Origin of the sequence: Stenotrophomonas sp. ISL-67, assembly GCF_018612915.1 — a bacterium.
In the GTDB taxonomy this organism is placed as follows: Bacteria; Pseudomonadota; Gammaproteobacteria; order Xanthomonadales; family Xanthomonadaceae; genus Stenotrophomonas.
Genome location: NZ_JAGGRL010000001.1, coordinates 527,164 through 551,736, shown reverse-complemented (window position 1 = coordinate 551,736; position 24,573 = coordinate 527,164). Strand labels below are relative to the sequence as shown.

Annotated in this window: 21 protein-coding genes; 10 read left to right on the top strand and 11 right to left on the bottom strand. The window is 66.5% G+C overall.

Annotation, left to right across the window (positions count from 1 at the left end):
- Window position 1: 1 nt before the first annotated feature.
- A complete protein-coding gene (gene petA, locus J7J08_RS02630) occupies window positions 2-622 on the bottom strand; it encodes a ubiquinol-cytochrome c reductase iron-sulfur subunit (protein WP_214901231.1) in 621 nt (206 codons plus the stop codon).
- A gap of 246 nt (window positions 623-868) precedes the next feature.
- On the bottom strand, window positions 869-1,816 hold the full coding sequence (locus J7J08_RS02625; RefSeq protein ID WP_214901229.1) for a lytic transglycosylase domain-containing protein: 948 nt from the start codon (window positions 1,814-1,816) through the stop codon (window positions 869-871).
- Between the two features lie 236 nt (window positions 1,817-2,052).
- Between J7J08_RS02625 and miaB the strand changes: the two genes are divergently transcribed.
- A complete protein-coding gene (miaB, locus tag J7J08_RS02620; RefSeq protein ID WP_214901227.1) occupies window positions 2,053-3,507 on the top strand; it encodes a tRNA (N6-isopentenyl adenosine(37)-C2)-methylthiotransferase MiaB in 1,455 nt (484 codons plus the stop codon).
- Between the two features lie 36 nt (window positions 3,508-3,543).
- Here miaB and J7J08_RS02615 read toward each other — a convergent pair whose 3' ends face one another.
- Genes J7J08_RS02615 through J7J08_RS02605 form a run of 3 tightly spaced genes read right to left on the bottom strand, consistent with a single transcriptional unit; the run spans window position 3,544 to window position 6,613 of the window.
- Entirely contained in the window at window positions 3,544-4,659 is a 1,116-nt protein-coding gene (locus tag J7J08_RS02615; RefSeq protein WP_214901225.1) for an ABC transporter permease, read from the bottom strand.
- Window positions 4,656-5,591 carry an ABC transporter ATP-binding protein gene (locus tag J7J08_RS02610; protein ID WP_214901606.1) on the bottom strand — a complete coding sequence of 312 codons (936 nt, stop codon included), beginning with the start codon at window positions 5,589-5,591 and terminating at the stop codon, window positions 4,656-4,658. Before J7J08_RS02610 ends, J7J08_RS02615 begins: the two co-directional genes overlap by 4 nt.
- Before the next feature lie 47 nt (window positions 5,592-5,638).
- Window positions 5,639-6,613: an HlyD family efflux transporter periplasmic adaptor subunit gene (locus J7J08_RS02605; RefSeq protein ID WP_214901223.1), complete on the bottom strand. Its 975-nt coding sequence runs from the start codon at window positions 6,611-6,613 to the stop codon at window positions 5,639-5,641.
- Window positions 6,614-7,019: 406 nt separating this feature from the next.
- Between J7J08_RS02605 and J7J08_RS02600 the strand changes: the two genes are divergently transcribed.
- From J7J08_RS02600 to J7J08_RS02575, 6 genes are all read left to right on the top strand, one after another.
- The gene (locus tag J7J08_RS02600; protein WP_214901221.1) at window positions 7,020-8,003 is read left to right on the top strand and encodes a PhoH family protein; all 984 of its coding nucleotides are present in this window, start codon (window positions 7,020-7,022) and stop codon (window positions 8,001-8,003) included.
- A gap of 74 nt (window positions 8,004-8,077) precedes the next feature.
- Window positions 8,078-8,563 (top strand): rRNA maturation RNase YbeY, encoded by a 486-nt coding sequence (gene ybeY / locus J7J08_RS02595; protein ID WP_214901219.1) that lies wholly within the window; start codon window positions 8,078-8,080, stop codon window positions 8,561-8,563.
- 26 nt (window positions 8,564-8,589) lie between these two features.
- The gene (locus tag J7J08_RS02590; protein WP_214901217.1) at window positions 8,590-9,213 is read left to right on the top strand and encodes a hypothetical protein; all 624 of its coding nucleotides are present in this window, start codon (window positions 8,590-8,592) and stop codon (window positions 9,211-9,213) included.
- 64 nt (window positions 9,214-9,277) lie between these two features.
- Complete coding sequence (locus J7J08_RS02585) at window positions 9,278-10,159, top strand: transporter associated domain-containing protein (RefSeq protein WP_214901215.1); 882 nt, start codon at window positions 9,278-9,280, stop codon at window positions 10,157-10,159.
- Between the two features lie 8 nt (window positions 10,160-10,167).
- Complete coding sequence (locus tag J7J08_RS02580; protein WP_214901213.1) at window positions 10,168-11,433, top strand: DUF4105 domain-containing protein; 1,266 nt, start codon at window positions 10,168-10,170, stop codon at window positions 11,431-11,433.
- Window positions 11,434-11,448: 15 nt separating this feature from the next.
- Window positions 11,449-12,456 carry a magnesium and cobalt transport protein CorA gene (locus J7J08_RS02575; RefSeq protein ID WP_214901211.1) on the top strand — a complete coding sequence of 336 codons (1,008 nt, stop codon included), beginning with the start codon at window positions 11,449-11,451 and terminating at the stop codon, window positions 12,454-12,456.
- An 81-nt stretch (window positions 12,457-12,537) separates the two neighbouring features.
- Here the strand turns inward: J7J08_RS02575 and J7J08_RS02570 are convergent, their stop codons facing one another.
- The 4 genes from J7J08_RS02570 to potA all read right to left on the bottom strand — a co-directional run bounded on the left by J7J08_RS02570 (window position 12,538) and on the right by potA (window position 17,083).
- Window positions 12,538-13,902 carry an NAD-dependent succinate-semialdehyde dehydrogenase gene (locus J7J08_RS02570; RefSeq protein WP_214901209.1) on the bottom strand — a complete coding sequence of 455 codons (1,365 nt, stop codon included), beginning with the start codon at window positions 13,900-13,902 and terminating at the stop codon, window positions 12,538-12,540.
- 297 nt (window positions 13,903-14,199) lie between these two features.
- Window positions 14,200-15,039, bottom strand: a complete 840-nt coding sequence (locus J7J08_RS02565; RefSeq protein ID WP_214901604.1) for an ABC transporter permease subunit — start codon at window positions 15,037-15,039, stop codon at window positions 14,200-14,202.
- Between the two features lie 2 nt (window positions 15,040-15,041).
- Window positions 15,042-15,953: an ABC transporter permease subunit gene (locus J7J08_RS02560; RefSeq protein ID WP_214901208.1), complete on the bottom strand. Its 912-nt coding sequence runs from the start codon at window positions 15,951-15,953 to the stop codon at window positions 15,042-15,044.
- Complete coding sequence (potA, locus tag J7J08_RS02555) at window positions 15,950-17,083, bottom strand: polyamine ABC transporter ATP-binding protein (protein ID WP_214901206.1); 1,134 nt, start codon at window positions 17,081-17,083, stop codon at window positions 15,950-15,952. The genes J7J08_RS02560 and potA overlap by 4 nt, the downstream gene beginning before the upstream one ends.
- Window positions 17,084-17,538: 455 nt before the next feature.
- On the opposite strand from potA, the gene J7J08_RS02550 reads away from it, so the two are divergent.
- Entirely contained in the window at window positions 17,539-18,900 is a 1,362-nt protein-coding gene (locus J7J08_RS02550) for an NAD(P)/FAD-dependent oxidoreductase (RefSeq protein WP_214901204.1), read from the top strand.
- 158 nt (window positions 18,901-19,058) lie between these two features.
- On the top strand, window positions 19,059-20,390 hold the full coding sequence (locus tag J7J08_RS02545) for a M35 family metallo-endopeptidase (protein ID WP_214901202.1): 1,332 nt from the start codon (window positions 19,059-19,061) through the stop codon (window positions 20,388-20,390).
- On the opposite strand, the gene J7J08_RS02540 is transcribed toward J7J08_RS02545, so the two are convergent.
- Together J7J08_RS02540 and J7J08_RS02535 are read right to left on the bottom strand one after the other, a co-directional pair.
- Window positions 20,374-21,477: a polyamine ABC transporter substrate-binding protein gene (locus tag J7J08_RS02540; RefSeq protein WP_214901200.1), complete on the bottom strand. Its 1,104-nt coding sequence runs from the start codon at window positions 21,475-21,477 to the stop codon at window positions 20,374-20,376. The genes J7J08_RS02545 and J7J08_RS02540 overlap by 17 nt on opposite strands.
- A gap of 133 nt (window positions 21,478-21,610) precedes the next feature.
- Window positions 21,611-23,062: a glutamine synthetase family protein gene (locus tag J7J08_RS02535; protein WP_251006352.1), complete on the bottom strand. Its 1,452-nt coding sequence runs from the start codon at window positions 23,060-23,062 to the stop codon at window positions 21,611-21,613.
- Between the two features lie 198 nt (window positions 23,063-23,260).
- Here J7J08_RS02535 and J7J08_RS02530 point away from each other — a divergent pair, with 198 nt between their 5' ends.
- On the top strand, window positions 23,261-24,562 hold the full coding sequence (locus J7J08_RS02530) for an FAD-binding oxidoreductase (protein WP_251006351.1): 1,302 nt from the start codon (window positions 23,261-23,263) through the stop codon (window positions 24,560-24,562).
- The last annotated feature ends 11 nt before the right edge of the window (window positions 24,563-24,573 follow it).

Below are 24,573 nucleotides of genomic sequence, written 5' to 3'. Positions count from 1 at the left end.
CTCAGGCTGCCCCCTGCGGATCGACGCCGATGATGATGGTGCGGTCGTCCTGGTAATGGTGCGGCGGCACCAGCAGGTTGATCGGCGCCGGCACGCCATCGAAGACGCGGCCGGACATGTCGAACCGGGATTTGTGGCAGGGGCAGAAGTATCCGCCCTTCCACTCCGGATCAAACGGTTCGGGGCGGATCTCGGCCACCATCTCTGGCGAACAGCCCAGATGGGTGCACAGCCCGACCAGGACCGAGACTTCAGCCTTGATCGAACGGAATTCGGGGTTCTGCTTGAGCACGTAGACCGGTTGCTGGTCGGCGTTGCTGGATTCGGGATCCTTCAGGCGTCCGTCCAGCCCGTGCAGGGCTTCAAGGATGGCCTTGGAGCGCTTGACGATCCAGATCGGCTGCCCACGCCACTCCATGACCAGCCGCTGGCCTTCCTGCAGCGCGCTGATATCGGCAAGCACGGGAGCACCGGCCAGTTTGGCGCGGGCACTGGGATTCCAGGACTTGATGAACGGAACTGCTGCGAAACCGACGCCGACTGCTCCCACCACTGCGGTGGTTGCTGAAAGAAATCGTCGACGTCCAGTGTTGACTGGATCGTTTACCCCATCGTTGGCCATCCGGCACTCCGATATTGATTAGGTAGCTTGAGGCTGCCAGCAGACCGGTGGGGGCCAGTCCACAATGAATCGTGATCGACTATAGCGGAACCTGACTCGGCGACACAATGGCGGTGACGGCCACATTGGTCGCATGCGGCGACACCGCGTGGGCCGGCCAACGGCCGGCGCTGCCACGGCACGGTCGACATCGGTAGCGGCGGCCGTTGGCCGGCCCACGCCATGTGGTCGAACGCGATGCAGGGGTCATTGCGTCGACGACGAGGCACCACGATAGCGGTCGGCGAGCAGGGCCACGCGCTTCACGTAGTACTGGGTCTCGCGGTAAGGCGGAACACCGCCGTGGCGATCGACCGCGCCCTCGCCCGCGTTGTAGCCGGCAGCGGCGAGCGTCAGGTTGCCGTTGAAACGCTTGAGCAGCCACGACAGATACTGCACGCCGCCGCGGATGTTCTGCGCCGCATCGTAGGAATCGGTAACGCCGAAGCGGCGCGCGGTGGGTGGCATCAGCTGCATCAGCCCCTGCGCACCGGCGCGACTGAGCGCAGTCGGGTTGTAGGCCGATTCGGCGTGGATGATGGCGCGGACCACGGCCTCTTCCACCCCGAACTCGCGTGCGGCCGCCGCGATCTCGGCCTGGAACGCGGTGGTGTTGAGACGGACCGAGCCGAAGTTGACCCCGGGGTTGGCCCCACAGGCGTAACAGCGCTCGATGAAACTGTAGTGGATGGTGCGGACCTGGCCCAGGCTGGCCATCTGTGCGGGCCGGCGGCTGGTGTAGTGCCGCACGCCATCCTTCATATAGGAGTAGACCTGCCCGTTGACCACACGCTGCGCCTTGCCGGTGCGTGCGGCGGGCGCAGGCGCCGCAGTGAGCACGGTGGCGGCCTGGGCTGGTGCCGGGGTCGGCGCCAGCGCGGTGCCGGAAGCAGCCCCCTCCGCGACCGGCGCCGCCGTTGCAACGGCCGCCGCGGCCGACAGCGGTGCTGGCGGTCGCGGCGGGACATGGCGACGCGGCGCGCTGCGGTCAGGGCGATAATTGCTGACCACGCTGCAACTGGTACCGGAAACACGCTTGCTGACGTAGCTGGGGATGCCGTCGGCACCGACACACTTGTACAGGGTGCCCGCACTGGCCGGCGCAGCGGTCAGCGCAGCCAAGGCCAGCGCAGCGATCCCCAAGATCCCCTTCATGGGGCGGAGTGTCCCCGTTTCGCGCGCCGTTGCCAAGTAGTGCCACGCCCTGCGTGGCAACCGCGCGCAGCGCGGCCCAAGCCCCCGAAGCCCTCACATCCGCCAGACGCCGGGATCTTTCCGACGTTTGCACCCGGCTGACGCGCCGCTTCCGGCCCACCGGCCCGGGGTACAATGACCGGCTACCCGGCGGCCCACCCGGCTGCCTGCCCGCCCACCCGACTGGAATAAGCGCCATGACCGGGACGCCAGCTTCGACCCTGCCGACCTCGGCCGGCACCCCCGTGCCCGCCACCCCTGACACCTCGCCCCGCCCCGACCTGCTGCCCCTGCCCGGATCCCGGCCGCGGGTGACCGGCCCCGTGCGCGGCAAGCTGTACATCAAGACCCACGGTTGCCAGATGAACGAGTACGACTCGACCAAGATGGCCGACGTGCTTGCCGCCGAAGAAGGCCTGGAGCTGACCGACGACCCGGCCGAGGCCGACGTGCTGCTGATGAACACCTGCTCGATCCGCGAAAAGGCGCAGGAGAAGGTGTTCAGCCAGCTTGGCTACTGGAAGGCCCTGAAGAACAACGGCCGCGGCGTCATCATCGGCGTGGGCGGCTGCGTGGCCTCTCAGGAAGGCGAGGCGATCATCAAGCGCGCCCCGCACGTGGACCTGGTGTTCGGCCCGCAGACGCTGCACCGGTTGCCGGAGCTGATCCGGCAGCGGCGCGAATCGGGCAAATCGCAGGTGGACATCAGCTTCCCGGAAATCGAGAAGTTCGATCGCCTGCCCGAACCGCGGGCCGAGGGCGGTTCGGCGTTCGTGTCGATCATGGAAGGCTGCTCGAAGTACTGCTCGTTCTGCGTGGTGCCCTACACCCGTGGCACCGAAGTCAGCCGCCCGTTCGAGGACGTGGTGGTGGAAGTGGCGCAGCTGGCGGCGCAGGGCGTTCGCGAGATCAACCTGCTGGGCCAGAACGTGAATGCCTACCGCGGCCCCTATGGAGACGGCGAGTTTGCCGACCTGGGCCTGCTGATCCGCACCATCGCCGAGGTCGACGGGGTGGACCGCATCCGCTTCACCACCTCGCACCCGCTGGAGTTCAGCGATTCGCTGGTGGACGCTTACCGCGACGTGCCGCAGCTGGCCAATTTCCTGCACCTGCCGGTGCAGGCCGGCAGCGACCGCGTGCTGTCGGCGATGAAGCGCGGTTACACCGCACTGGAATTCAAGGCCAGGATCCGCAAGCTGCGCGCAGTGCGCCCGGACATCTCGATCAGCTCGGACTTCATCGTCGGCTTCCCTGGCGAAACCGACGCGGATTTCGAGAAGACCATGAAGCTGATCGAAGACGTGGGCTTCGACCACAGCTTCTCTTTCATCTATTCACGCCGCCCGGGCACCCCGGCCGCCGACCTGGAAGACACGATCAGCGATGCGGAGAAGCACGCGCGGCTGTCGCGCCTGCAGGCACGCATCAACGAGCAGGCTGCGGCCATCTCCCATGCGATGGTCGGCACCGTGCAGACCGTACTGGTGGAGGGCCCCTCGCGCCGCGACCCGAACGAGCTGACCGGCAAGACCGAGAACATGCGTTCGGTGAATTTCCCGGGGCAGGCGCGGTTGGTCGGGCAGCTGGTCGATGTGGAGATCACCGAGGCATACAGCAATTCATTGCGTGGGCGTCTGATCGTCGCATAACGATCCGGAGCAGCAGCCACGCAGGGCGGTGCCGGATCAATCCAGGCGCTTGCGGAATCTCAAAATCGCCAGGGTCATCATCACCACGATGAAGCCCAGCAGCGCCAGTACCTCCGGCCACATCTCCCACCAGCGCGCGCCGCGCAGCATGATGCCGCGGACCAGGCGCAGGAAATGGGTCAGCGGGAGGATCTCGGCCAACCATTGCACGATGCGCGGCATGCCGGCGAACGGGAACATGAAGCCCGACAGCAGGATCGACGGCAGGAACACGAACATCGTCATCTGCATGGCCTGGAACTGGGACTGCGCCCGGGTCGAGATCAACAGCCCCAGCGCCAGGTTGGCGGTGATCAGCAGCACCGCTGCCAGGTAGACGTCCAGCACGCTGCCGCGTATCGGCACCTCGAACAGCCACATGCCAAGCACCAGCACCAGGGTGGTCTGGATCAATCCGATCGCCGCGTACGGCAGCACCTTGCCGACCATCAACTCGCTGCGGCTCAGCGGCGTGGCGATCAGCAGTTCCATGTTGCCGCGTTCGCGCTCGCGCACGATCGCCACCGCAGTGAACATCACCATGGTCATGGTCAGGATGATCCCGATCAGCCCCGGCACGATGTTGATCGCCGAGCGCCGCTCGGGGTTGTAGAACGCCACTACGCTGATCTGACCACCGGCACCGGACGCGCCCGCGCGCAGCGGCCGGTCGTTGCGCAGCGGCTGGCCGTCCAGCGGCACCTGCGCCAGCTGCACCGCTGCGCTCTGCACCACGGTATCACTGCCATCCACCAGCACCTGCACCGCTTCGCGGCCGTCGAAGCGGCGCCGCTCGAAATCGGCCGGTATTACCACCCCGATGCTGACCTGCCCGCGTCGCAACGCGGTCATCAGCTGTTCGGGCATGTCCACCTGCAGGGTCGGCGTGATCACCCCGGTGGCGACCATGTCCATCAGCAGCGCGCGCGAAGCCGAGGTGCCGGCCTGATCGGCGATGCCGGTATCGAGGTGGCGCAGATTGAGGTTGATCGCATAGCCGAACAGGACCAGCTGCATGACCGGAATGCCCACGATCATGGCCAGGGTGATGCGGTCGCGGCGCATCTGGCGCAGCTCCTTGAGCACGATCGCCCACAGCCGCCGCAGGTTCACCGGGCCGCCTCTGCCGGTGCCGGCGCGTCGCGACCCCGGGTGGCCGACACGAACACGTCCTCGAGGTTGGCCGTGCTGCGCACGATGTCCGCGCCCTGCCCGGCCGCACGCAGCGCGTCCTGCAGGCGCGCTTCGGCATCCTCGTCCCGGTCCAGCAGCACCCGCAGCGTATTACCTATCTGCGCCACGCTGAGCACGCCGGGTACGCTGGCCAGCGCACGCTGCGCCTGCCGCGGCTGCGCGGCGAGCACCGCCAGGGTTCGCCCCTCGAGGGCGGCGGTGAGCTCGGCCGGGCTGCCGTCGGCGACCAGCACGCCCTGGTCGAGTATCGCCAGCCGGTGGCAGCGCTCGGCCTCGTCCATATAGTGGGTGGAAACCAGCAGCGTAGTGCCGGCATCGGCCAGATCGAACAGCTTTTCCCAGAAGTCGCGCCGCGATTCGGGGTCCACCGCGCTGGTCGGCTCGTCCAGGAACAGCAGCTCCGGCTCGTGGATCACCGCACCGGCCAGTGCCAGGCGCTGCTTCTGGCCCCCGCTCAGGGTGCCGGCCAGCTGCTTCTGCCGGTCCTGGAAGTGGTACTGCTCGACCAGCGCATCGATCCGTTGCGCGGCCCGCGCGCGCGGGATGTCCTGCACTGCGGCCAGGAACTCCAGGTTCTCGCGCACGGTGAGGTCTTCGAACAGCGAGAAACGCTGGGTCATGTAACCGATGCGCCGGCGCAGCGCTTCAGCCTGCTCCGGAATGCGCAGGCCCAGCACCTCGATCTCGCCCGCGCTCGGGGTAAGCAGGCCGCACAGCATGCGGATGGTGGTGGACTTGCCCGAGCCATTCGGGCCCAGAAATCCGTACACGGTGGCGCGCGGCACGCTCAGGTCGACATGATCCACCGCGACCAGTGCCCCGAACTGTCGGGTGAGGCCACGCGCGCGGATGGCCAGCGTTTCGGCCCCGGCCTCCACAACAGCGGGCCGCGTGTCGCTCAAAACGCGACCCGCACCGGCACGCCGGCGGGAAGGTCGGCCAACGCCGCCTTGTCGTCGGTCTGGTCCAGTTCGACCTCCGCCAGCCAACTCAGCCGCGAGACGTCGTCGCCGCTGAGCGCGTAGTACGGAGTGAAGCCCGGGTCGCTGCGGATGCTGCGCACATGCCCGGCAAACGACCCGTCACGTCCCTGCAGGTGGACCTGGGCCGACTGCCCCACCCGCACCTTCAACCGCAACGGCTCGGGCAGGTACACCCGCGCGTACGGACGCTCCCCCACCAGCAGCACCACCAACGGCGCGCCCACCGGCGCCTGGTCACCCAGCTTGTAAGGCAGCGCATCGATACGACCGGCCCGCGGTGCCACCAGGTCGAGCTTGCGCAAGGTGACGGCCTGCGCGGCCGCCTGCGCCTGCGCCGCCTGCAGGGCGGCCTCGCCCTGCGCCACCTGCTCCACCCGGGTGCCGTGTTCCAACGCCAGCAATGCCTGCTCGGCGGCGCGTACCGCACCCTGCGCACTGCCGGCCGCAGCCCGGGCGCGGTCCACGTCGGCGGCGGCCACCAGCCGCTGCCGGCCCAGCGGCTGCAGGCGCGTGTAGTAAGCAGAAGCGTCCACGGCCTGCGCCCGCGCGGCGGCCAGGTTGGCCCGCGCCTGGTCGATATCCTCGCGACGCGGACCTTCGCGCAGTTCCAGTAGGGCCTGCCCGGCCTGGCTGGCCTGCGCTTCCAGCGCCCGCAGCTGGGCAGCGGTACGGACCGGCTCCAGTTGCAGCAGCGCCGCACCGGTGGCCACCTGCTGGCCCTCGCGGACCCGGATGCCGACGATGGTTTCCGCGGCCGGCGCCGGCACCGTGATCCGGTCCCACTCCAGCGTACCGAGCGCTGCGGGCGGCTCCGACCGGCAGCCGGATAGCAGCAGGGCCGCGCTCGTCAGGACCACCCCACGCAGGGACAGGAAGCTGGCTGCGGACATCGACGCGACTCCGGCATGGGCACGACGGCTGAGGAAGTGATCACCTTGCGCATGCCGCCGTGAAGGAACGGTCACGCGGCGCCGGGCGCAGCGCACTGGTCATGAAATGATCACCCGACCGAACCCGTTGCGCCGCCGGGGATGCAGCCGGTTATCCACATCTTTCTCCCGCAGCCGCCCACAAGCGGTGTGGAAAACCCCGAGGCGGATGTCGCTTTTTTGACCATGCACACTTCAGCGTTGCGGCAGTAGGGCTGTCGGCGACTATCCACAGGTTGCTGCACCGCTGCTGCACAGCCGCTGTGGAGAACCCTGCTGCTGTGGCGACAGTCCCACGCCCGCGCTACTCTGTTCGTCCTTTCCCTGGTTTGCGGCACGGTCGTTGCGACCGCAGCCGCCGGACGCAATGACTGCACTGGCACACCGCGATTTCACCCTGGCCCCGGAAGACAACGAACGCCTGGCCAACCTGGCCGGCCCCTTCGACGAGCACCTGCGCCAGATCGAACTCAAGCTCGGCGTGGAAATCGCCAACCGCGGCCACATTTTCCGGGTCACCGGACCGAAGCTGGTGGCCGAGGAAGCACAGGCGCTGATCGAGGCGTTGTACCTGGAGGCGGCCGATACTCCCTTCGACAGCCACGCCATCCACCTGCGCCTGAACCAGGCCAACGTGGAGCACCTGGTGGAGCGCAGCTATGAAGCGCAGGAAGTGAGCATCAAGGTCAAGCGCGGTACGGTGCGCGGGCGCGGCGCCAACCAGGCGCGGTACCTGCACCAGATCACCACCCACGACATCAATTTCGGCATTGGCCCGGCCGGTACCGGCAAGACCTTCCTGGCCGTGGCCAGCGCGGTGGATGCCCTGAACGAATCGCGGGTGCAGCGCCTGATCCTGGTGCGGCCGGCGGTGGAAGCGGGCGAAAAGCTCGGTTTCCTGCCGGGCGACCTGAGCCAGAAGGTGGATCCTTATTTGCGCCCGCTGTACGACGCACTGTATGAAATGCTGGGCGTGGAAAAGGTGCTCAAGCTGCTCGAGAAGAACGTCATCGAAATCGCGCCGCTGGCTTACATGCGCGGGCGCACCCTCAACGATGCCTATGTGATCCTGGACGAGGCGCAGAACACCACCGTCGAGCAGATGAAAATGTTCCTGACCCGGCTGGGCTTCGGTTCGACCGCCGTGGTCACCGGCGACCTCACCCAGACCGACCTGCCCAAGCACGTGAAGTCCGGCCTGCGCGATGCCATCGAGGTGCTGCGCGACGTGGACGGGGTGAGCTTCACCTTCTTCGAGGCCCGCGACGTGGTGCGCCATCCGCTGGTGGCGCGCATCGTCAGTGCCTACGACCGCCGCGACCTGCAGCAGGTCAAGCCGGGCGCCGAATGAGCGCGGCCATCGCGGTGCAGCGCGACACGCGCGATACTGTCGTTTCCTGATTGACCAGAATTGCCGGAACCGCCATGACCAAAGGCCCCATTCGACTCGATGTCGCCGTCAGCTACGCCCTGCCCCGCGCCGGGTTGCCGTCGGCGGTGAGTTTCCGCAGGTGGGTGGCCGCTGCGCTCAAGGGTCGCATCCGCGAAGCCGACCTGGCCATCCGCGTGGTCGATGCCAAGGAAGGCCAGTCGCTGAACCGGCACTACCGTGGCAAGGACTACGCCACCAACGTGCTCAGTTTTCCGGCCGAGCTCCCCGAGGGCCTGCCCAAAGGGGTCAAGTTCCCCCTGCTGGGCGACCTGGTGATCTGCGCGCCGGTGGTGGCTGCCGAAGCGATGGAACAGGCCAAGCTGCTCAATGCCCACTACGCGCACCTGACCGTGCACGGCGTGCTGCACCTGCTGGGCTGGGACCATGAGGACGACAAGGAAGCCGAGGCCATGGAACAGCTGGAGCGCGAGATCCTGGCCGACCTCGGCATCGCCGACCCCTACGCCGGCGAGCGCTGAGCCGCCCCCTGACGGACGTTTCCTGCATGACCTTTCCGCGCCCCGCTTGCCTGAGCCTGCTGGCCCTGCTTTCCATCCCGGCACTGGCCGCCTCCCCGGCGACGCCCGCCCCCCCTGCACCGCTGGACCTGCCCGCGCTGATCGAATGCCGCCAGCGCGTTGCCGACTACGACGCGGTCGCCCCGGTCGTGGCCGACCCGCTCAAAGCGGTGGCCAACGGCATGCAGCCGCTGCCGCAGAACAACCAGTTCATGAGCGAATTCCGCCTGGCCGCGCCGCTCACGGTGTTCGGCCAGCGCACCGAGTACGTGGCGGTGTCCGGGGCCAGCATCATGGCGATCCTGGACGTGGCCGACCCCCGCCCGATGGCCAAGGCACTGGCGCTGGAAGACGGGGTCGACAACCCGGACAAGTTCATGGCCGGCCGTGAAGTGGTCAGCCGGGACGTGACCGATCCCCGCACCGGCGAGCCGATGATCGAATCGATCATCCTGAGCCTGTCCACGGTCAAGACCCACCCGGGCAAGACCCTGGCCGGTTGTACCTACAGCCTGGACCTGCCGGCGGAGGACGAGGCCCCGGCCGCCCCCCCGGCACCCCAGGCCGGCGTCCTGCCCGCGTCCGTGAACACCCCGCCGGGCGAGCGCTGACAGCGGCCCGCATCCTGCTAGACTGGTGCCAACGCCCGGCTCGCCGGGTGCCTTTTTTGCAGCGATGTCTGAAGACGACAGTAGTGGCTCCATTGCGGAGCAAAACGAGAAGAAGCGCAGCTGGCTGGAACGCCTGACCTCTGCCTTTTCCGGCGAACCCCACACCCGCGACGAGCTGGTGGCGGTGCTGCACACCGCGCACGACGACGGCCTGATTGCCGCCGACACGCTGCGCATGATGGAGGGCGCGATCTCGGTCGCCGAGCTCACCGTAGGCGACGTGATGATCTCGCGCTCGCAGATGGTCTCGCTGCCGGTGGAAGCCCCTTTCCTTGAACTGATGAAGCAGGTGGTCGAATCCGGCCATTCACGCTTCCCCGTGCATGGCGACAACAAGGACGACATCCTGGGCGTGCTGCTGGCCAAGGACCTGCTGCGCGGCGTGGTCGCCGACAACGGGCCGGCCAACGTGCGCGAGCTGCTGCGCCCGGCCGTGCTGATTCCCGAATCCAAGAAGCTCAACGTGCTGCTCAAGGAGTTCCGGCTCTCGCGCAACCACATGGCGATCGTGGTGGACGAGTACGGCGGCGTTGCCGGCCTGGTCACCATCGAAGACGTGCTGGAACAGATCGTCGGCGAGATCGACGATGAGCATGACGAGGCCGAAGACCACACCGCGCAGATCGCGATCCAGGCCGATGGCCAGTACGTGGTCGACGCGCTGACCCCGATCGGGGATTTCAACGAGCGTTTCGGCGCCACCTTCCCCGACGACGACTACGACACCATCGGTGGCCTGGTCACCGAGGCGATCGGGCACCTGCCCGAGACCGGCGACGAGCTGACCCTGGACCGCTTCGTGTTCCGGGTGGCGCGCGCCGATGCCCGCCGCGTGCAGGCGTTCCACGTGACCGTGCTGCCGCCCGACGCCATCACCGAGGATTGACCCACGCCATGCGGCCCCTGCTGACGCGGTGGCCGTTGTGCCGCCTGTTGTTCCTCCTGCTCCTGGCCAGTGTTGCCGGCTCGCCGCTGGCAGCCTTGGCGCAGGCCGAGCCCGCACCGGCGGCAGCCATTGCCGGGACCCCGACGGCCGAAGCGCCGCCGCCGCGCATCGGCATCGTGACCATGCAGCCCGGCAGTATTTTCTTCGAGCGTTTCGGGCATGACGCGATCGTGGTGGTGGACCCGGTCACCGGCCAGGCCACGTCGTACAACTTCGGTTACTTCGACCCCGGCGAACCCGACTTCGTGAGCCGTTTCCTGCGCGGCGAGATGATGTATTACCTGGTGGCGCTGCCACTCGACCAGGACCTGTCCTACTACCGCGACAGCGGCCGTGGCGCCAACCTGCAGTGGCTGGATCTCAGCCCCGAACAGGCCCGCACCCTGGCCGCGTCGCTGGCCGAGCGCGCCAGGCCGGAAAACGCGCGCTACCGCTACGACTACTACACCGCCAACTGCGCCACCATGGTCCGCGACGCCATCGACGGCGCGCTGGGCGGCGGGCTGCACTCGCAGCTGTCCGGCCGGTCGCGCGGCAACACCTACCGCAGCGAATCGGTGCGCCTCGCCTCGCCGGCACCGTGGATGTGGCTCGGCTTCGATATCGGCCTGGGGCCGTTCGCCGACCAGCCGCTGTCGCGCTGGCAGGAAGCCTTCGTGCCGATGCGCCTGGCCGATGCCCTGCGGGAAGTGCGCAACAGCGATGGCCGCCCGCTGGTGCAGGCCGAACAGGAACTGCTGCCGCACCGCATCGCGCCGGAACCGGCCGAAGTCGCGCGGCGCTGGTGGCCATGGCTGCTGTGCGGCCTGGTGCTGGCCGCCGGGGTGCTGGCCCTGCAGCGTCGCCGGCGCCTGTTGGCCGGGCTGGCCCTGCCGCTGTGGCTGTTCTGCGGTATCGCCGGCATCCTGCTGGCCTACCTCTGGGGCTTCAGCGCGCACCACGCCGCCTGGGCCAACCGCAACCTGCTGCAGCTCTCACCGCTGTGCCTGCTGCTGCTCCCGGGCGCGGCCACCCTGCTGCGCGGGCGCGTGCCCGGGGCGTGGTTCCGCTGGACGCTGTGGACGATGGCCGTGCTCTCGCTGCTGGGCCTGGTGCTGCACTGGCTGACCCTGCAGGCGCAGGTGAACCTGCAGTGGATCGTGGTGCTGTTGCCGCTGCACGTGGCGCTGGCCTGGGTACTGGGCCGTCGTGACCTGCCTGTCACGGGCCGCTGACGCACGATACCGCCCATGGAAAGCACTGCCATCACCACCCCGCCGAACCCGCCCTGCGTCATCAACTGCGTTCACTACGATGGCCAGGGCAAGCGCCACGACATCAGCCTGGACGCGATCAGCGATGTGATCGAGAGCGGCAACGGCTTTGTCTGGGTCGGCCTGTACGAGCCGGCCGACAGCGTACTGCTCAAGCTGCAGGAAGAATTCTGCCTGCACTCGCTGGCCATTGAAGATGCCAGCAACGCCCACCAGCGGCCGAAAGTGGAGGCCTACGGCAACTCCCTGTTCGTGGTGGTGACCACCGCGCAGATGGTGGAGGAACGCATCGAATACGGTGAAACGCACGCATTCCTCGGCGCACGCTTCCTGGTCACCGTGCGCCATGGCGCATCGCTGTCGTATGCCGCGCCGCGCGCGCGGGTGGAGCGCGAGCCCGAACTGCTGCGCCGGATGGGCCCGTCGTACTGCCTGTACGCCGTGCTGGATTTCGTGGTGGACAACTACCTGCCCATCACCCAGCGCTACCGCGAAACGCTGGAACTGCTGGAGAAGGACATCTTCTCCGACAGCTACAAGCGCCAGACCGTGGTGCGCCTGTATGAGCTCAAGCGCGAGCTCAACAAGATGCGCATGGCGGTGGCGCCGTTGCAGGACATGCTGTCGCAGATCAAGCGCTACCAGGGCGACCTGGTGCCCGAAGAAGTGAAGCTGTACCTGCGCGACGTGCACGACCATGCGGTGCGCATCAGCGATGTGATAGACACCCTGCGCGAAATGCTGGGCACGGCCCTGAGCGTGAACCTGTCGCTGGTAACGCTGGCCCAGGGCGAAACGGTCAAGCGCCTCGGTGCCTGGGCGGCGCTGCTCGCCGCCCCGACCCTGATCACCAGCTGGTATGGCATGAACTTCGCGCACATGCCGGAACTGGACACGCCGTGGGCCTACCCCGCGATGATCGTCGGCGTGGGCGCGATCTGCGTGGGCCTGTACCGCCTGTTCAAGCGGGTGCGTTGGTTGTAGACCTCCTGGCCGGCCAACGGCCGGCGCTACCATTGCCTGCCACCGGTAGCGCCGGCCGTTGGCCGGCCCAGGCGGTGCCGGCTACGCCACGTAAACGGTTTTGATGTTCATGAATTCATGGATGCCATGGTCGGCCAGCTCACGGCCGAAGCCCGAGCGCTTGCTGCCACCGAACGGCAGCCGCACATCGCTCTTGACGACGGCATTGACGAAGGCCGCGCCACACTCCAGTCGTTTGGCAATCGCCTCGCCGCGTACCGGATCGCCACTCCACACGCTGCCGCCGAGCCCGAACGTGGTGTCATTGGCCACGCGCAACGCGTCGGCGTCATCGCGCACACGCAGGATCGCCGCCACCGGCCCGAACAGTTCCTCGTCATAGGCCGGCATGCCCGGTACCACGTTGTCCAGGACGGTCGCGGGATACCCGGCATGCGTCCCTGCCACCGGTTCGCCGCCGAGCAGCACCTTGGCTCCCTTGCCCACGCTGGCCTGCACCTGTTTGTGCAGCTCCTCGCGCAGGTCGGCACGTGCCATCGGCGCCAGCGTGGTCGTCTCGTTCTGCGGATCGCCGTAAACCCGTGCCGAGGCAGCGGCCACGAACTTTTCCACGAACGCATCGGCAATCGCATCGACCACGATGAAGCGCTTGGCCGCGATGCAGGTCTGCCCGCTGTTGTCGAAACGCGACTTCACCGCTGCGGCGACTGTCTTGTCCAGGTCGGCATCGTCGAGCACCACGAACGCATCGCTGCCGCCCAGCTCCATCACGCACTTCTTGAGCTGGTCACCGGCGTTGGCCGCGATCGAGCGCCCTGCCCGCTCGCTGCCGGTCAGGGTAACCGCCTTGACCCGCCGGTCGCGCAGCACCTCGGCGGCCTGGTCGTTGTCGATGTGCAGCACATCGAACACGCCTTCCGGCAGCCCCCCGTCACGGCACACCGCCAGGATCAGGTCGGCGCACTGCGGTACGTTGCTGGCGTGCTTGAGAAGGGCCACGTTGCCGGCCATGAACGCCGGTGCCAGGAAGCGGAACACCTGCCAGATCGGGAAATTCCAAGGCATCACCGCCAACACGCAGCCTATCGGTTCGTAGCGCACATAGCTGCGCTGTGCTTCGGTATCGATCAGCTGCGGCTTCAGGTAATCGGCGGCGTGGTCGGCGTAGTACTCGCAGGCCTGTGCGCACTTTTCCACTTCCGCCAGCGCCTCGCCCTTGAGCTTGCCCATCTCGGTGGTCATCGCCTGCTGGATGTCGCCCCTGCGGGCGCGCAGCTGGCCGGCGATGCCACGCAGAATCGTGCCGCGATCCTGCAATGATCGCCCGGCCCACGGCGGGAATGCGTCGGCTGCAGCGCCCAGCCGCTGCTCCACCTCGGCCGCCTTCAGCAGTTCGTGGCGGTAGGTGACCAGGCCGGTGGCGGGATTGACGATTTCGACGGTCATCGCGGTGCTCCGAAAGACAGGACACCATTGTGCGCCCGCCCCCGTGAGCCGGATGTTGCGTCGCCTGGTGGTGACGTATCCCGATCCCGCCGACAGCACGTAGAAATTCGTAGCCCCGAAGAGAACGGCAGGAGCCGTTCTCAACGTCGCGCAGCGACGGCCCGAAGGGTGCCCGCCAGGACGGCGGGCATAACGTTGGCCGGACCCCGCGCGCAGCGCGGCACAACCATCAGAAACCGACCATACCCGACAACCGATATCTCACCGAGGTCCAGCCCCACCGAAGCCGCCCATCAGTTACCCCTTCTCCTGCAAGGCCATCTGCATGTCCCGCTGCCTGCGCTTCTCGCCACGCGCGGTGATGAACCACCCGATCACCGCCGCGATCGACACCGCCAGCACCATCAACGTGGCCAACGCGTTGATCTCCGGCTTGATGCCCATGCGCACCGAGGCGAACACCTTCATCGGCAGGGTCGTGGAATTCGGCCCGGCCACGAAGCTGGCGATCACCACGTCATCCAGCGACAGGGTGAAGGCCAGCAGCCAGCCGGCCACCAGCGCCGGGGCGATGATCGGCAGGGTGATCTGGAAGAACACCTTGAGCCGGCTCGCGCCGAGGTCCATCGCCGCCTCTTCCAGCGAACGGTCCAGTTCCTGCAGCCGCGAAGAGACGATCACCGTCACGAAGGACAGGGTGAAGGTAACGTGCGCGATCCAGATGCTGCCCACCCCACGGCTGGGGAAGCCCGGAATGCCGCCCATCGCCACCAGCAGCGTCATCAGCGAAAAGCCCAGGATCACTTCGGGCATCACCAGCGGCGCGGTGATCAGTGCGCCGAACACGGTCTTGCCCGGGAAGCGCTTGAAGCGGGTCATCACCATCGCCGCCATGGTGCCCAGCACGGTGGCCGCGCTGGCGGTCCAGAACGCCACTTTCAGGCTGATCCACAGCGCATCCAGGATCTGCCGGTTGTTGAACAGCTCACCGTACCAGCGCGTGGAAAAGCCCGACCACACCGTGGCCAGCTTGGACGCGTTGAACGAGTAGATCATCAGCAGCAGGATCGGCAGGTACAGGAAGGCAAAGCCCAGCCCCAGGACCGACCAGCCCAGCCCGCGGCTGCGGCGCACCATGCTCATGCCAGCTTCCCTTCCAGCTCACGCTGCTGCACGCGGTTGAACAGCAGGATCGGCACCAGCAGCAGGGCCAGCATCACGATCGCCACCGCCGAGGCGGTCGGCCAGTCGCGGTTGTTGAAGAACTCGCCCCACAGTACCCGGCCGATCATCAGCGTGTCCGGACCGCCCAGCATCTCCGGGATCACGAATTCGCCCACCGCCGGAATCATCACCAGCATGCAGCCGGCGATGATGCCGGTGCGCGACAGCGGCAGCGTGATGCGCAGGAACGCCTGCCACGGTTTGGCACCGAGGTCGTAGGCTGCTTCCAGCAGGCGGTTGTCCAGCTTGACCAGGTTGGCATACAGCGGCAACACCATGAACGGCAGGTAGCAGTACACGATGCCGATATAGGCGGCGGTCGGGGTGTACAGGATCTGCAGCGGCGCATCGATCAACCCGATCTTCAGCAGCAGCTGGTTGAGCAGCCCGTTGCGGTCCAGGATGCCGATCCACGCATACACCCGGATCAGGAACGAGGTCCACGAGGGCAGCACCACCAGCATCATCGCCACGTTGCGTGCGGCCGGGGACATCCTCGAGATCACGTACGCCATCGGGTAACCGATCAGCAGCGTGAACAGCGTGGCGATCACTGCGATCCTGATCGAGCTCAGGTAGGCCAGCACGTACTGGCTGTCCTTGACCATCGCCGCATAGTTGCCCAGGTTGAGCTTGAGCGAGAACGCGCCGTCCACGTACTCCAGCAGCCACGTATACGGCGGCGAGCCCACCTGGGTGCGCGAGAACGAGATCATCAGGATGATCACGAACGGCACCGCGAAGAACAGCAGCAGCCACAGGTACGGCGCGGCGATCACGCCGCTGCGCGTGCCGGGGAGCCAGCGCTTCCAGCCGGTGGCGTTCATGCGGTGAGCACCACGCCGTCGTTGTCGCGCCAGTGCACCCAGACGCTGTCGCCCCAGGTCAGGCCATCGCTGGCCCAGCGCTGCGAGTTGGCGAAGTTGGACAGCACCTTGGCCCCGCCCGGCAGGCGCACGTGGTACACCGAATGGCTGCCGAAGTAGGCGATCTCCTCGATCACGCCCTGCGCCTTGTTGGTGTCGCCGTCCGGCTCGTCCTTGCCGATCATCACCTTCTCCGGACGCAGCGCGAACGCCACCGGCTGGCCTTCGTAACCGGTGATGCCGTGGGCCACGTAGATGGGGGCCGGAAACAGCGGCGTACGCACCGTGACGTACTCCGGCAGATCTTCGTCGATCACCCCGTCGAACAGGTTCACCGAGCCGATGAAGCCGGCCACGAAGCGGTTGGCAGGCTGTTCGTAGATCTCGTCGGGCTTGCCCACCTGCTGGATCCAGCCGGCATCCATGACCGCGATGCGGGTGGCCATGGTCATCGCCTCTTCCTGGTCATGGGTGACCATCACGCAGGTCACGCCGGAGGTTTCGATGATGTTGACCAGCTCCAGTTGCATCTGCGAGCGCAGCTTCTTGTCCAGCGCACCCATCGGCTCGTCCAGCAGAAGCAGCTTGGGCCCCTTGGCCAGCGACCGTGCCAGCGCCACGCGCTGCTGCTGACCGCCGGACAGCTGATGCGGCTTGCGCCTGGCCAGCTTTTCCAGCTGCACCAGTTCCAGCATCTCGCCGACCCGGCGGCGGATGGCATCGCGGGCAAGGCCGTCCTGCTTCAGGCCGAAGGCGATGTTCTGCTCCACGGTCATGTGCGGGAACAGGGCGTAGGACTGGAACATCATGTTGATCGGCCGCTGGTACGGCGGCAGCGCGTTGATGCGCTGGCCGTCCAGGTCGATCGTGCCGGTGGTAGGGGTCTCGAAGCCGCCCAGGCAGCGCAGCAGGGTCGACTTGCCGCTGCCCGAGCCGCCCAGCAGGGCGAAGATTTCACCCTTGTGCACGTCCAGGCTGACGTCGTCGAGCGCGACGAAGCCGTCGAACTCCTTGCGCAGCGCGCGGATGGACAGATAGCCCGGCTCCAGGGCCGGGACGACCTCGCCTTCCGGCTTGGCTTCGAATGACATGGGTAGCGGCTCCGGGAGCGGCGTCAGGACAGGAGGGACGGCCCATTTTAGCGACCGTTGGCGACAGCAGCGATACCGGATCGGGGCGGTTGGGGCCGGGTGGGCCAAGGGGCTCAGGAAGAACCCTAATAAGCGTGCCGCCGAGGCGACGTGAACGCCCTGCCTATGTCGCGCCCATCTGGTCCAGAGGCAATGGTGCTGAAGCGCCCCTTGACATGCATCGCCCAGCCCTGCGTGGGTGGCGGCTGAAAACGCCTTCGCGCTTGTCGCTCCCGGTCTGCTGGAGCGGGGATTCGCGCGGTTCCTTGATCGCGTGCACACCTTCCAACACGCGTGAGCGACAGGCAAGTGACGCGTCACATTCCGCGCGTCATCGCGTTGACCTCCTGACAGTGTGAGCGCAATACCTCCACGAACGACGAACGACGAACGCGCACCATCACAAGGAGTCATGCATGCAAGCCATCCCCGACGTACGGCCCTTTGAGGTAGTTGTTATTGGAGCGGGACACTCCGGCCTCTCGCTCAGCGCCCTGCTGGTGGAGGCAGGCGTGCGCCATCAGGTTCTGGAAGCGGAGACCATCGGCTCCAGCTGGACGCGGCGGTGGGATTCCTTCCGACTCAACACGCCCAACTTCCTGACTGCCCTGCCCGGCTACCAATACGACGGCGCGGATCCAACGGGCTTTGCCACCGCGCCCGACGTCATCGACATGCTGACCGACTATGCGCGCCGGCGGCAGTTGCCCGTAGTCGAGGGATGCACCGTGCATCGGGTGTTTGCTGCAGGCGACGGCTACCGTGTCATCACCAGCGACGGCACGCTCGAGGCACGCTGCGTGGTCGTGGCCAGCGGAGAGTACCGCCGCCCGCGTTGGCCACGGGCGTTCTTCTCCCCTGCCCCCGAGCTTGACGTCGTTCACTCCGGCGACTACCGGCGCCCCCAACAGCTCGGCCCGGGCGCCGTGCTTGTGATCGGCGGCGGCCAGTCCGGCGCGCAGATCGCACAGGACCTGCGCAATGCCGGGCGCGAGGTGTACTGGTCGATGGCCGACCGCTTCTCCCACATCCGCCGGGTACGCGGCAGGGACTCCATGCACTGGTGGGACATGCAGGGGCTGCTGCACCGACACGTGGGCGAACGCCCGGACGTGGCCGCGGGCGTACCAGGCGCCCTGCAGAAGGCAAGAACGGCGGAGTTCCCCTTGGTATCCGGAACTGGTGCGCTGGGCATGGGCAGCTCGATCAGCCTGCTGTCGATGCACCGCGACGGCATCGTACTGCTCGGCAAGCTGGAGCACCTGGAAGGCCACATCGCCCACTTCCGCGACGTGCGCCCGCAGATCCGCGAGGCGGTGGCCGGCACCCGCACCGAGTACAAGCACCTCAACGACATGGCCGATGCGCATTACGCATCAGCAGCAGAGACATCCACCGGCGACGCGCGCTACCTGCCCGAAGAGGTCTACCTGGACTGGGAGCCGGACGCCTCGCCGCGCTGCATCCGGTTGGACGCCGCAGGCATCCGCACGATCGTGGCGGCCACCGGTTTCGACGCACAGTGGCCATGGCTCGAAGTGCCGGGCGCGCTCGACCCGAACGGTTACCCGCTGGGCGAGTACGGGGTGTCCCCACAGCCGGGGCTGTTCTTCCTGGGCAAGTACAACCTGCAGCGGCCGAGCTCGAACTTCCTGTGCAATGGTGGGCGGGATGCCGCCGAGTTGTTGCCTGCCATCCTGCATCATCTCGCCGCAGCGCCCATGCATCCCAACCGCCCCCACACGCCAACCCGTGACGGAACACTCCTTGACGGCTAAGGGCATGCGGCTCGGCCCTTGAGGGCCAGTTCCGTCTCCCATCAAAGCGTTCCAGAGCGGCAACAGCGGAATATTCATCCCAGATTTGACGCTCAACACAGTTCTGCGAATCCAGCATGCGGAGCGTCTCGCTGGCTCACATTTCCAGGTTCAGCGCATTGACGAGCCTGGCCTATACCTACGAAATGTGCGTCATCCTCTCGCGGAATAACAACGGAATGTCCAGAAGCCAAGCGCCCCTGCTCGCCCTCCTGACGTGCATCGCTGCAGCTACGGCGAACGCTGGAGTTACAGCCATCGCAGAACAGTCCCCTTCTGCTGATGGCGAAATCGTGCTGACGATCACCTACCGGAACGGGACTGATCGCCCGATCAGCGTGAGAGCAGTAGATCTTCCCAATTCCAGGTCCGACGGAAAACTTAGAACCGAGAGCTTGTTCGTCAGGGCGGACGATGGCGAGTACCCGCTCTATCTTGGGTACCACATGGGTATCACCAGGGAGGCAGCGACCCGCGAACTGGTTATCCAGCCTGGCCAAATGCTCCAGCGGACGATCGATCTTTCAAGCAACTACGATCTTCGCCCTGGCATGATTTACTCCGTCGCGCCAACCACGTTCCGTCAGCGTCCAGCGCGGGCGGATGAATCGCGCACCCGCCAGACCGAGTTCACCGATACGCCGAGAATACGGATCTTCGTTCCCTTGACTGTCAGGAAGCAGGAGCACGCCGCCCTTGCCAACGCCAGCACGACTTCGTGCTCTGGGGAGCAGTTGGTTTCGATTCTGAATGCGATCAGCGCCTCATCCGTGATGGCCAGGGACGTCTGGACCTATCTCGGGAACCTGTACTCGACGGAGTTCGTCGATGGTGAAAAGAAGAAGAAGTTCGAACAGTCCCCGCGCTACACGAGCTGGTTCGGAATCCATGGAGATCCCAACCAGGACAACCCGGTGAACGTGAGAATCGAAACGGTGGTTGAAGCTGTATGGACCAGGCATGGCCGGCTCAGCCTCCCTTCCTGCGAATGCTCGAAGGAAGACGAAGGCATGCAGACCACGGCTTGGGTCAATCCGGCGGTGCCCTACGTAATCAACTACTGCCCAGCTTTCTTCGCACTTCCCTTGGGGCCGGACGTTGCTACAGGGTCACGGGCAGCGACTGTCTATCATGAAATCAGTCATTTCCGCGATTCGCTCGTCAGCTCGATCTCGGATCTGGATCAGAAGTTCAACACGCCTGAAGATGCGAGATACGTCGCAAATACGCTCGCGATCTGGCGGCCGACAATGCCTACAATTTCGAGTACTTCGCGGACAACTTGTCCAAGGAACACTGAGCTGCATACGCACTGGTCGCGATCCAGCCGCCAGCTCAGTCACCCAGAATCGCGAGGGCCGGCCAATGCCCGACCCGCGCACCACCATTTCACCGGCCTCGCGGCTAACCGGCCGGTGATCTGCCAGACCAGCGTCAGCGTCCGGTCTTGATCTCGGTCCACAGGCGGGTATACAGCTTGTCCACGTCCGGCGGGTTGATCGAATAGGTGAACATCTTCGCGGCCACCTCGGCCGGTGGGTAGATGGTCGGGTCGTTGCGGATCGCTTCGTCCACCAGCGACGTGGCCGCGCCCACCGGGTTGGCGTAATGGATGAAGTTGGTGTTGGCCGCGGCCACCTTCGGGTCCAGCAGGTAGTTGATGAACGCGTAGGCCGCTTCCGGGTGCTTGGCGTCCTTGGGAATGGCCAGCATGTCGAACCATTGCGGCGCGCCTTCCTTCGGGATCGAATAAGCCACGGTCACGCCATTGGCTGCTTCGGCGGCGCGGTCACGGGCCTGGATGATGTCGCCCGACCAACCCACCACCAGGCAGGTGCCGCCGTTGGCCAGCGAACCCACGTACTGCGAGGAGTGGAAGTTCTGCACGTACGGGCGGATGCTCTTGAGCAGATCGGCCGCTTTCTGGATCACCGCCGGATCATGGCTGTGCGGATCTTCGCCCAGGTAGTGCAGCGCGATCGGAATCATGTCGGCCGGGGTATCGAGGATGGTGATCCCGCAATCCTTCATCCTGGCAATGTTTTCCGGCTTGAAGATCAGGTCCCAACTGTTGGCGATCTCGGTGCTGCCGCCGAAACGCGCCTTGAGCATCTCCACGTTGTAGCCGATGCCGGTGGTGCCGATCATGTACGGCACGCCGTACTTGTTGCCCGGATCCTGCTGCGCGATGCGTTTCATCATCTCCGGGTCGAGATTGGCCAGGTTGGGGATGCTGCTCTTGTCCAGCGGCAGGAACACGCCGGCCTGGATCTGGCGGCCGAAGAAGTTCAGCGTCGGCACCACCACGTCGTAGCCACTGCCACCGGCGAGCAGCTTGGTCTCGACCATCTCGTCGCTGTCGAACACGTCGTAGGTCACCTTGATGCCGGTGGCCTTCTCGAAATTCGGGATGGTGTCGTCGGCGATGTAATCGCTGTAGTTGTAGACGTTCAGCACCTTGCTGTCTTCCTGCTTGGCGCCACCACAGGCGCTGAGCATGGAAACGGCGATGCCGAGGGTGAGGATTCGCAGCTTCATTGGACTCTCCGCGGGTCAGGTGCGAGATGGGGGAACCGGCCGGACCGGTAGAACGGTGCCAGCCTAACGGGCAACTGGCTATTTTCCCAGCACGGGGCCGGGCTGGCCATGCCTGATCGGGCGGCTGGGCCGGTCACACATTCAGCAGCAGGAATTCACGTTCCCAGGAGCTGATCACCCGGAAGAAGGTCTCGTACTCCTTGCGCTTGACCGACACGTAGGCCCGGCAGAAGCGCTCGCCCAGCATCTCGCGCAGCTCGCGGCAGCCCTCCAGGCCATCCAGCGCCTCGCCCAGCGAGCGCGGCAGGTCGTAGCCCAGCTCCTTGGCGCTGCCGCTGATCGGCGCGGTCGGCGAGCGCTGCTCGCGGATGCCCAGCAGCCCGGCAGCCAGGGTGGCGGCCATGGCCAGGTAGGGGTTGGCGTCCGAGCCGGCAAAGCGGCTTTCCACCCGCATGTTCTCCGGCGTATCCAGCGGCACCCGCAGCCCGCAGGTGCGGTTGTCGAAGCCCCAGTGCACGTTGCTCGGGGAGACCTCGCCGAACACCAGCCGGCGGTAGGAATTCACGTTCGGGGCAAAGAACGCCATCGCCGCCGGCACATACTTCTGCAGGCCGGCCAGGTAGTGGCCGAACAATGGGCTGAACTCGTCGCCGCCGCTCTCGCCGCTGAACACATTGTGGCCATCGCTGATCCGGAGCAGGCTCTGGTGGATGTGCATGGCGCTGCCCGGCTCGGTTTCCATCGGCTTGGCCAGGAACGTGGCGTACACCCCATGGCGCATGGCCGATTCACGCATGGTGCGCTTGAACAGGAACACCTGGTCGGCCAGGTCCATCGCGTTGGCGTGGGTGAAGTTGACCTCCAGCTGCGCCGCACCGGATTCATGGATGAGCGTATCCACGTCCAGCTTCATCGCGTCGCAGTAGTCGTACATCAGGTCCAGGATCGGGTCGAACTCGTTGACCGCATCGATCGAGTACGACTGCCGCGCCGTTTCCGGGCGGCCCGAGCGGCCGGCCGGGGGCAGCAGCGGGAAATCCGGGTCGGTGTTCTTCTGCACCAGGAAGAATTCCAGCTCCGGCGCCACCACCGGGCGCAGGCCCAGTTCCGCATAGGCATCGAGCACCCGGCGCAGCACGTTGCGCGGGGCCAGCTCATGCGGCTCGCCATGCTTGGTGTAACAGTCGTGGATGACCTGTGCGGTGGGATCGGTGGCCCACGGCACCATGCGCACGGTGTCCGGGTCCGGGCGCAGGATCATGTCCGAATCCGACGGCGAGGTCAGCTCGTAGTAGTCATCCGGGAACTCGCCGGTCACGGTGGTGGCGAAAATGCCTTCGGGCAGGCGGGTGCCGTAGTCGTGCGAGAACTTGTCGGCCGGGATGATCTTGCCGCGGGCGTTGCCGGTGATGTCCGGCACCAGGCATTCCACCTCGGTGATGTGGCGATCCTTGAGCCAGCGTAACAGTACGCTCTCTTCGGCGGCCGGCTTGACAGCGGCCTTGCGCGACGGCGCCTTCCGCGAGGGAGCGGCGGCCTTGCGCGACGGAGAAGGGGCTTTGCGCGAACGCGTTCGGGTGGTCATGGCCGGTCTGCTGTGCGTGAGTAACGGCGACAAGCTTCGCCGAAGGGGTGGAAAATACCGTGATTGCCCGGATATCCAGTGACAGGCATCGAGGATGCCACCTGTCCGCACGTTACCCCTGCCCGCTGCGCCCGTGCAACCAACGCCCTCACGGTGGCCGCACCTGCCCTCGACACGGGTTGCTGGCATGCTGTGCGCATGAGCGAGCCCCCGATGAGCCTGGCCGGACAGGCGCACGCACCCAGCTGGTATGCCGACAGCGTGGCTGAAACGCCGCTGCGCGCCCCGCTGCGTGGCGACCATGCCACCGACGTATGCGTGCTGGGCGCCGGCTACACCGGCTTGTCGGCCGCACTCTCATTGGCCGAACGCGGCTATCGGGTGACCGTGCTGGAAGCGCATCGGGTTGGCTGGGGGGCATCGGGACGCAATGGCGGCCAGGCGATCGTCGGTTATGGCTGCGAGGTGGACACGCTGGAACGGCTGGTTGGCAATGCCGATGCGCGCCGGCTGTTCGACTTCTCGCGCGAGGGCATGGCCCTGTTGCGCCATCGCCTGGGGCACTACGCCATCGAGTGCGAATGGCGTGATGGCCATGCCAGCGTGCCGATCAACGCGCGCCAGGAGCGTTCGCTGCGTGCCGGCATGGACACCCTGGTGGAGCGCTACGACTATCCGCTGCAGTGGTGGGACCGGCAGCAGCTGCGCAGCCAGCTTGACAGCCCCCGCTATCGCGGCGCGATGTTCGATGCCGCCAGCGGCCACCTGCACCCGCTGGCCTATGCGCAGGGCCTGGCCCGCGCCGCTGAAGGCCTGGGCGTGGTGATCCATGAGGCGAGCCCTGTACTCGAACTGGTGCGCGGCGAGCGCCCGCAGTTGCGTACCGCCAGCGGCACGGTCACCGCCAACCAAGTGGTCATCGCGGGCAACGCGTGGCTGCAGGGCATCGCGCCGGAGCTGGAGCGCCGGATCATGCCGGTGGGCACCTACATCGGCGCCAGCGCCCCCCTGGGCGAGGAACGGGCCCGGGCGCTGATCCGCAACGACATGGCCGTGGCCGACGTCAGCTGGGCGCTGGACTACTTCAAGCTCAGTGCCGATAACAGGCTGCTGTTCGGTGGCCGCGCCAGCTACTCGGCGCTGCCGCCGCCGAACCTGCGCGGGGTGATGACCAAGCGCATGCGCCAGGTGTTCCCGCAGTTGGCCGACGTCGGGATGGACCAGGTTTGGGGCGGCTACGTGGACATCACCCGCAACCGCGCCCCCGACTGGGGCCGGCTGACCCCGAACGTATACTTTGCACAGGGCTTTTCCGGGCACGGCGTGGCTGTAACCGGCCTAGCCGGCGCGGTGATCGCCGAGGCCATTGCTGGGCAGAACGAACGGCTGGACGTGTTTGAGCGCATTCCGCATGGACGCTTCCCGGGTGGAAAGCTGCTTCGCACGCCACTGCTGGTGGCGGCGATGTCCTGGTACAAGTTGCGGGATGTGCTGGGGTGAACCGGAAGCGC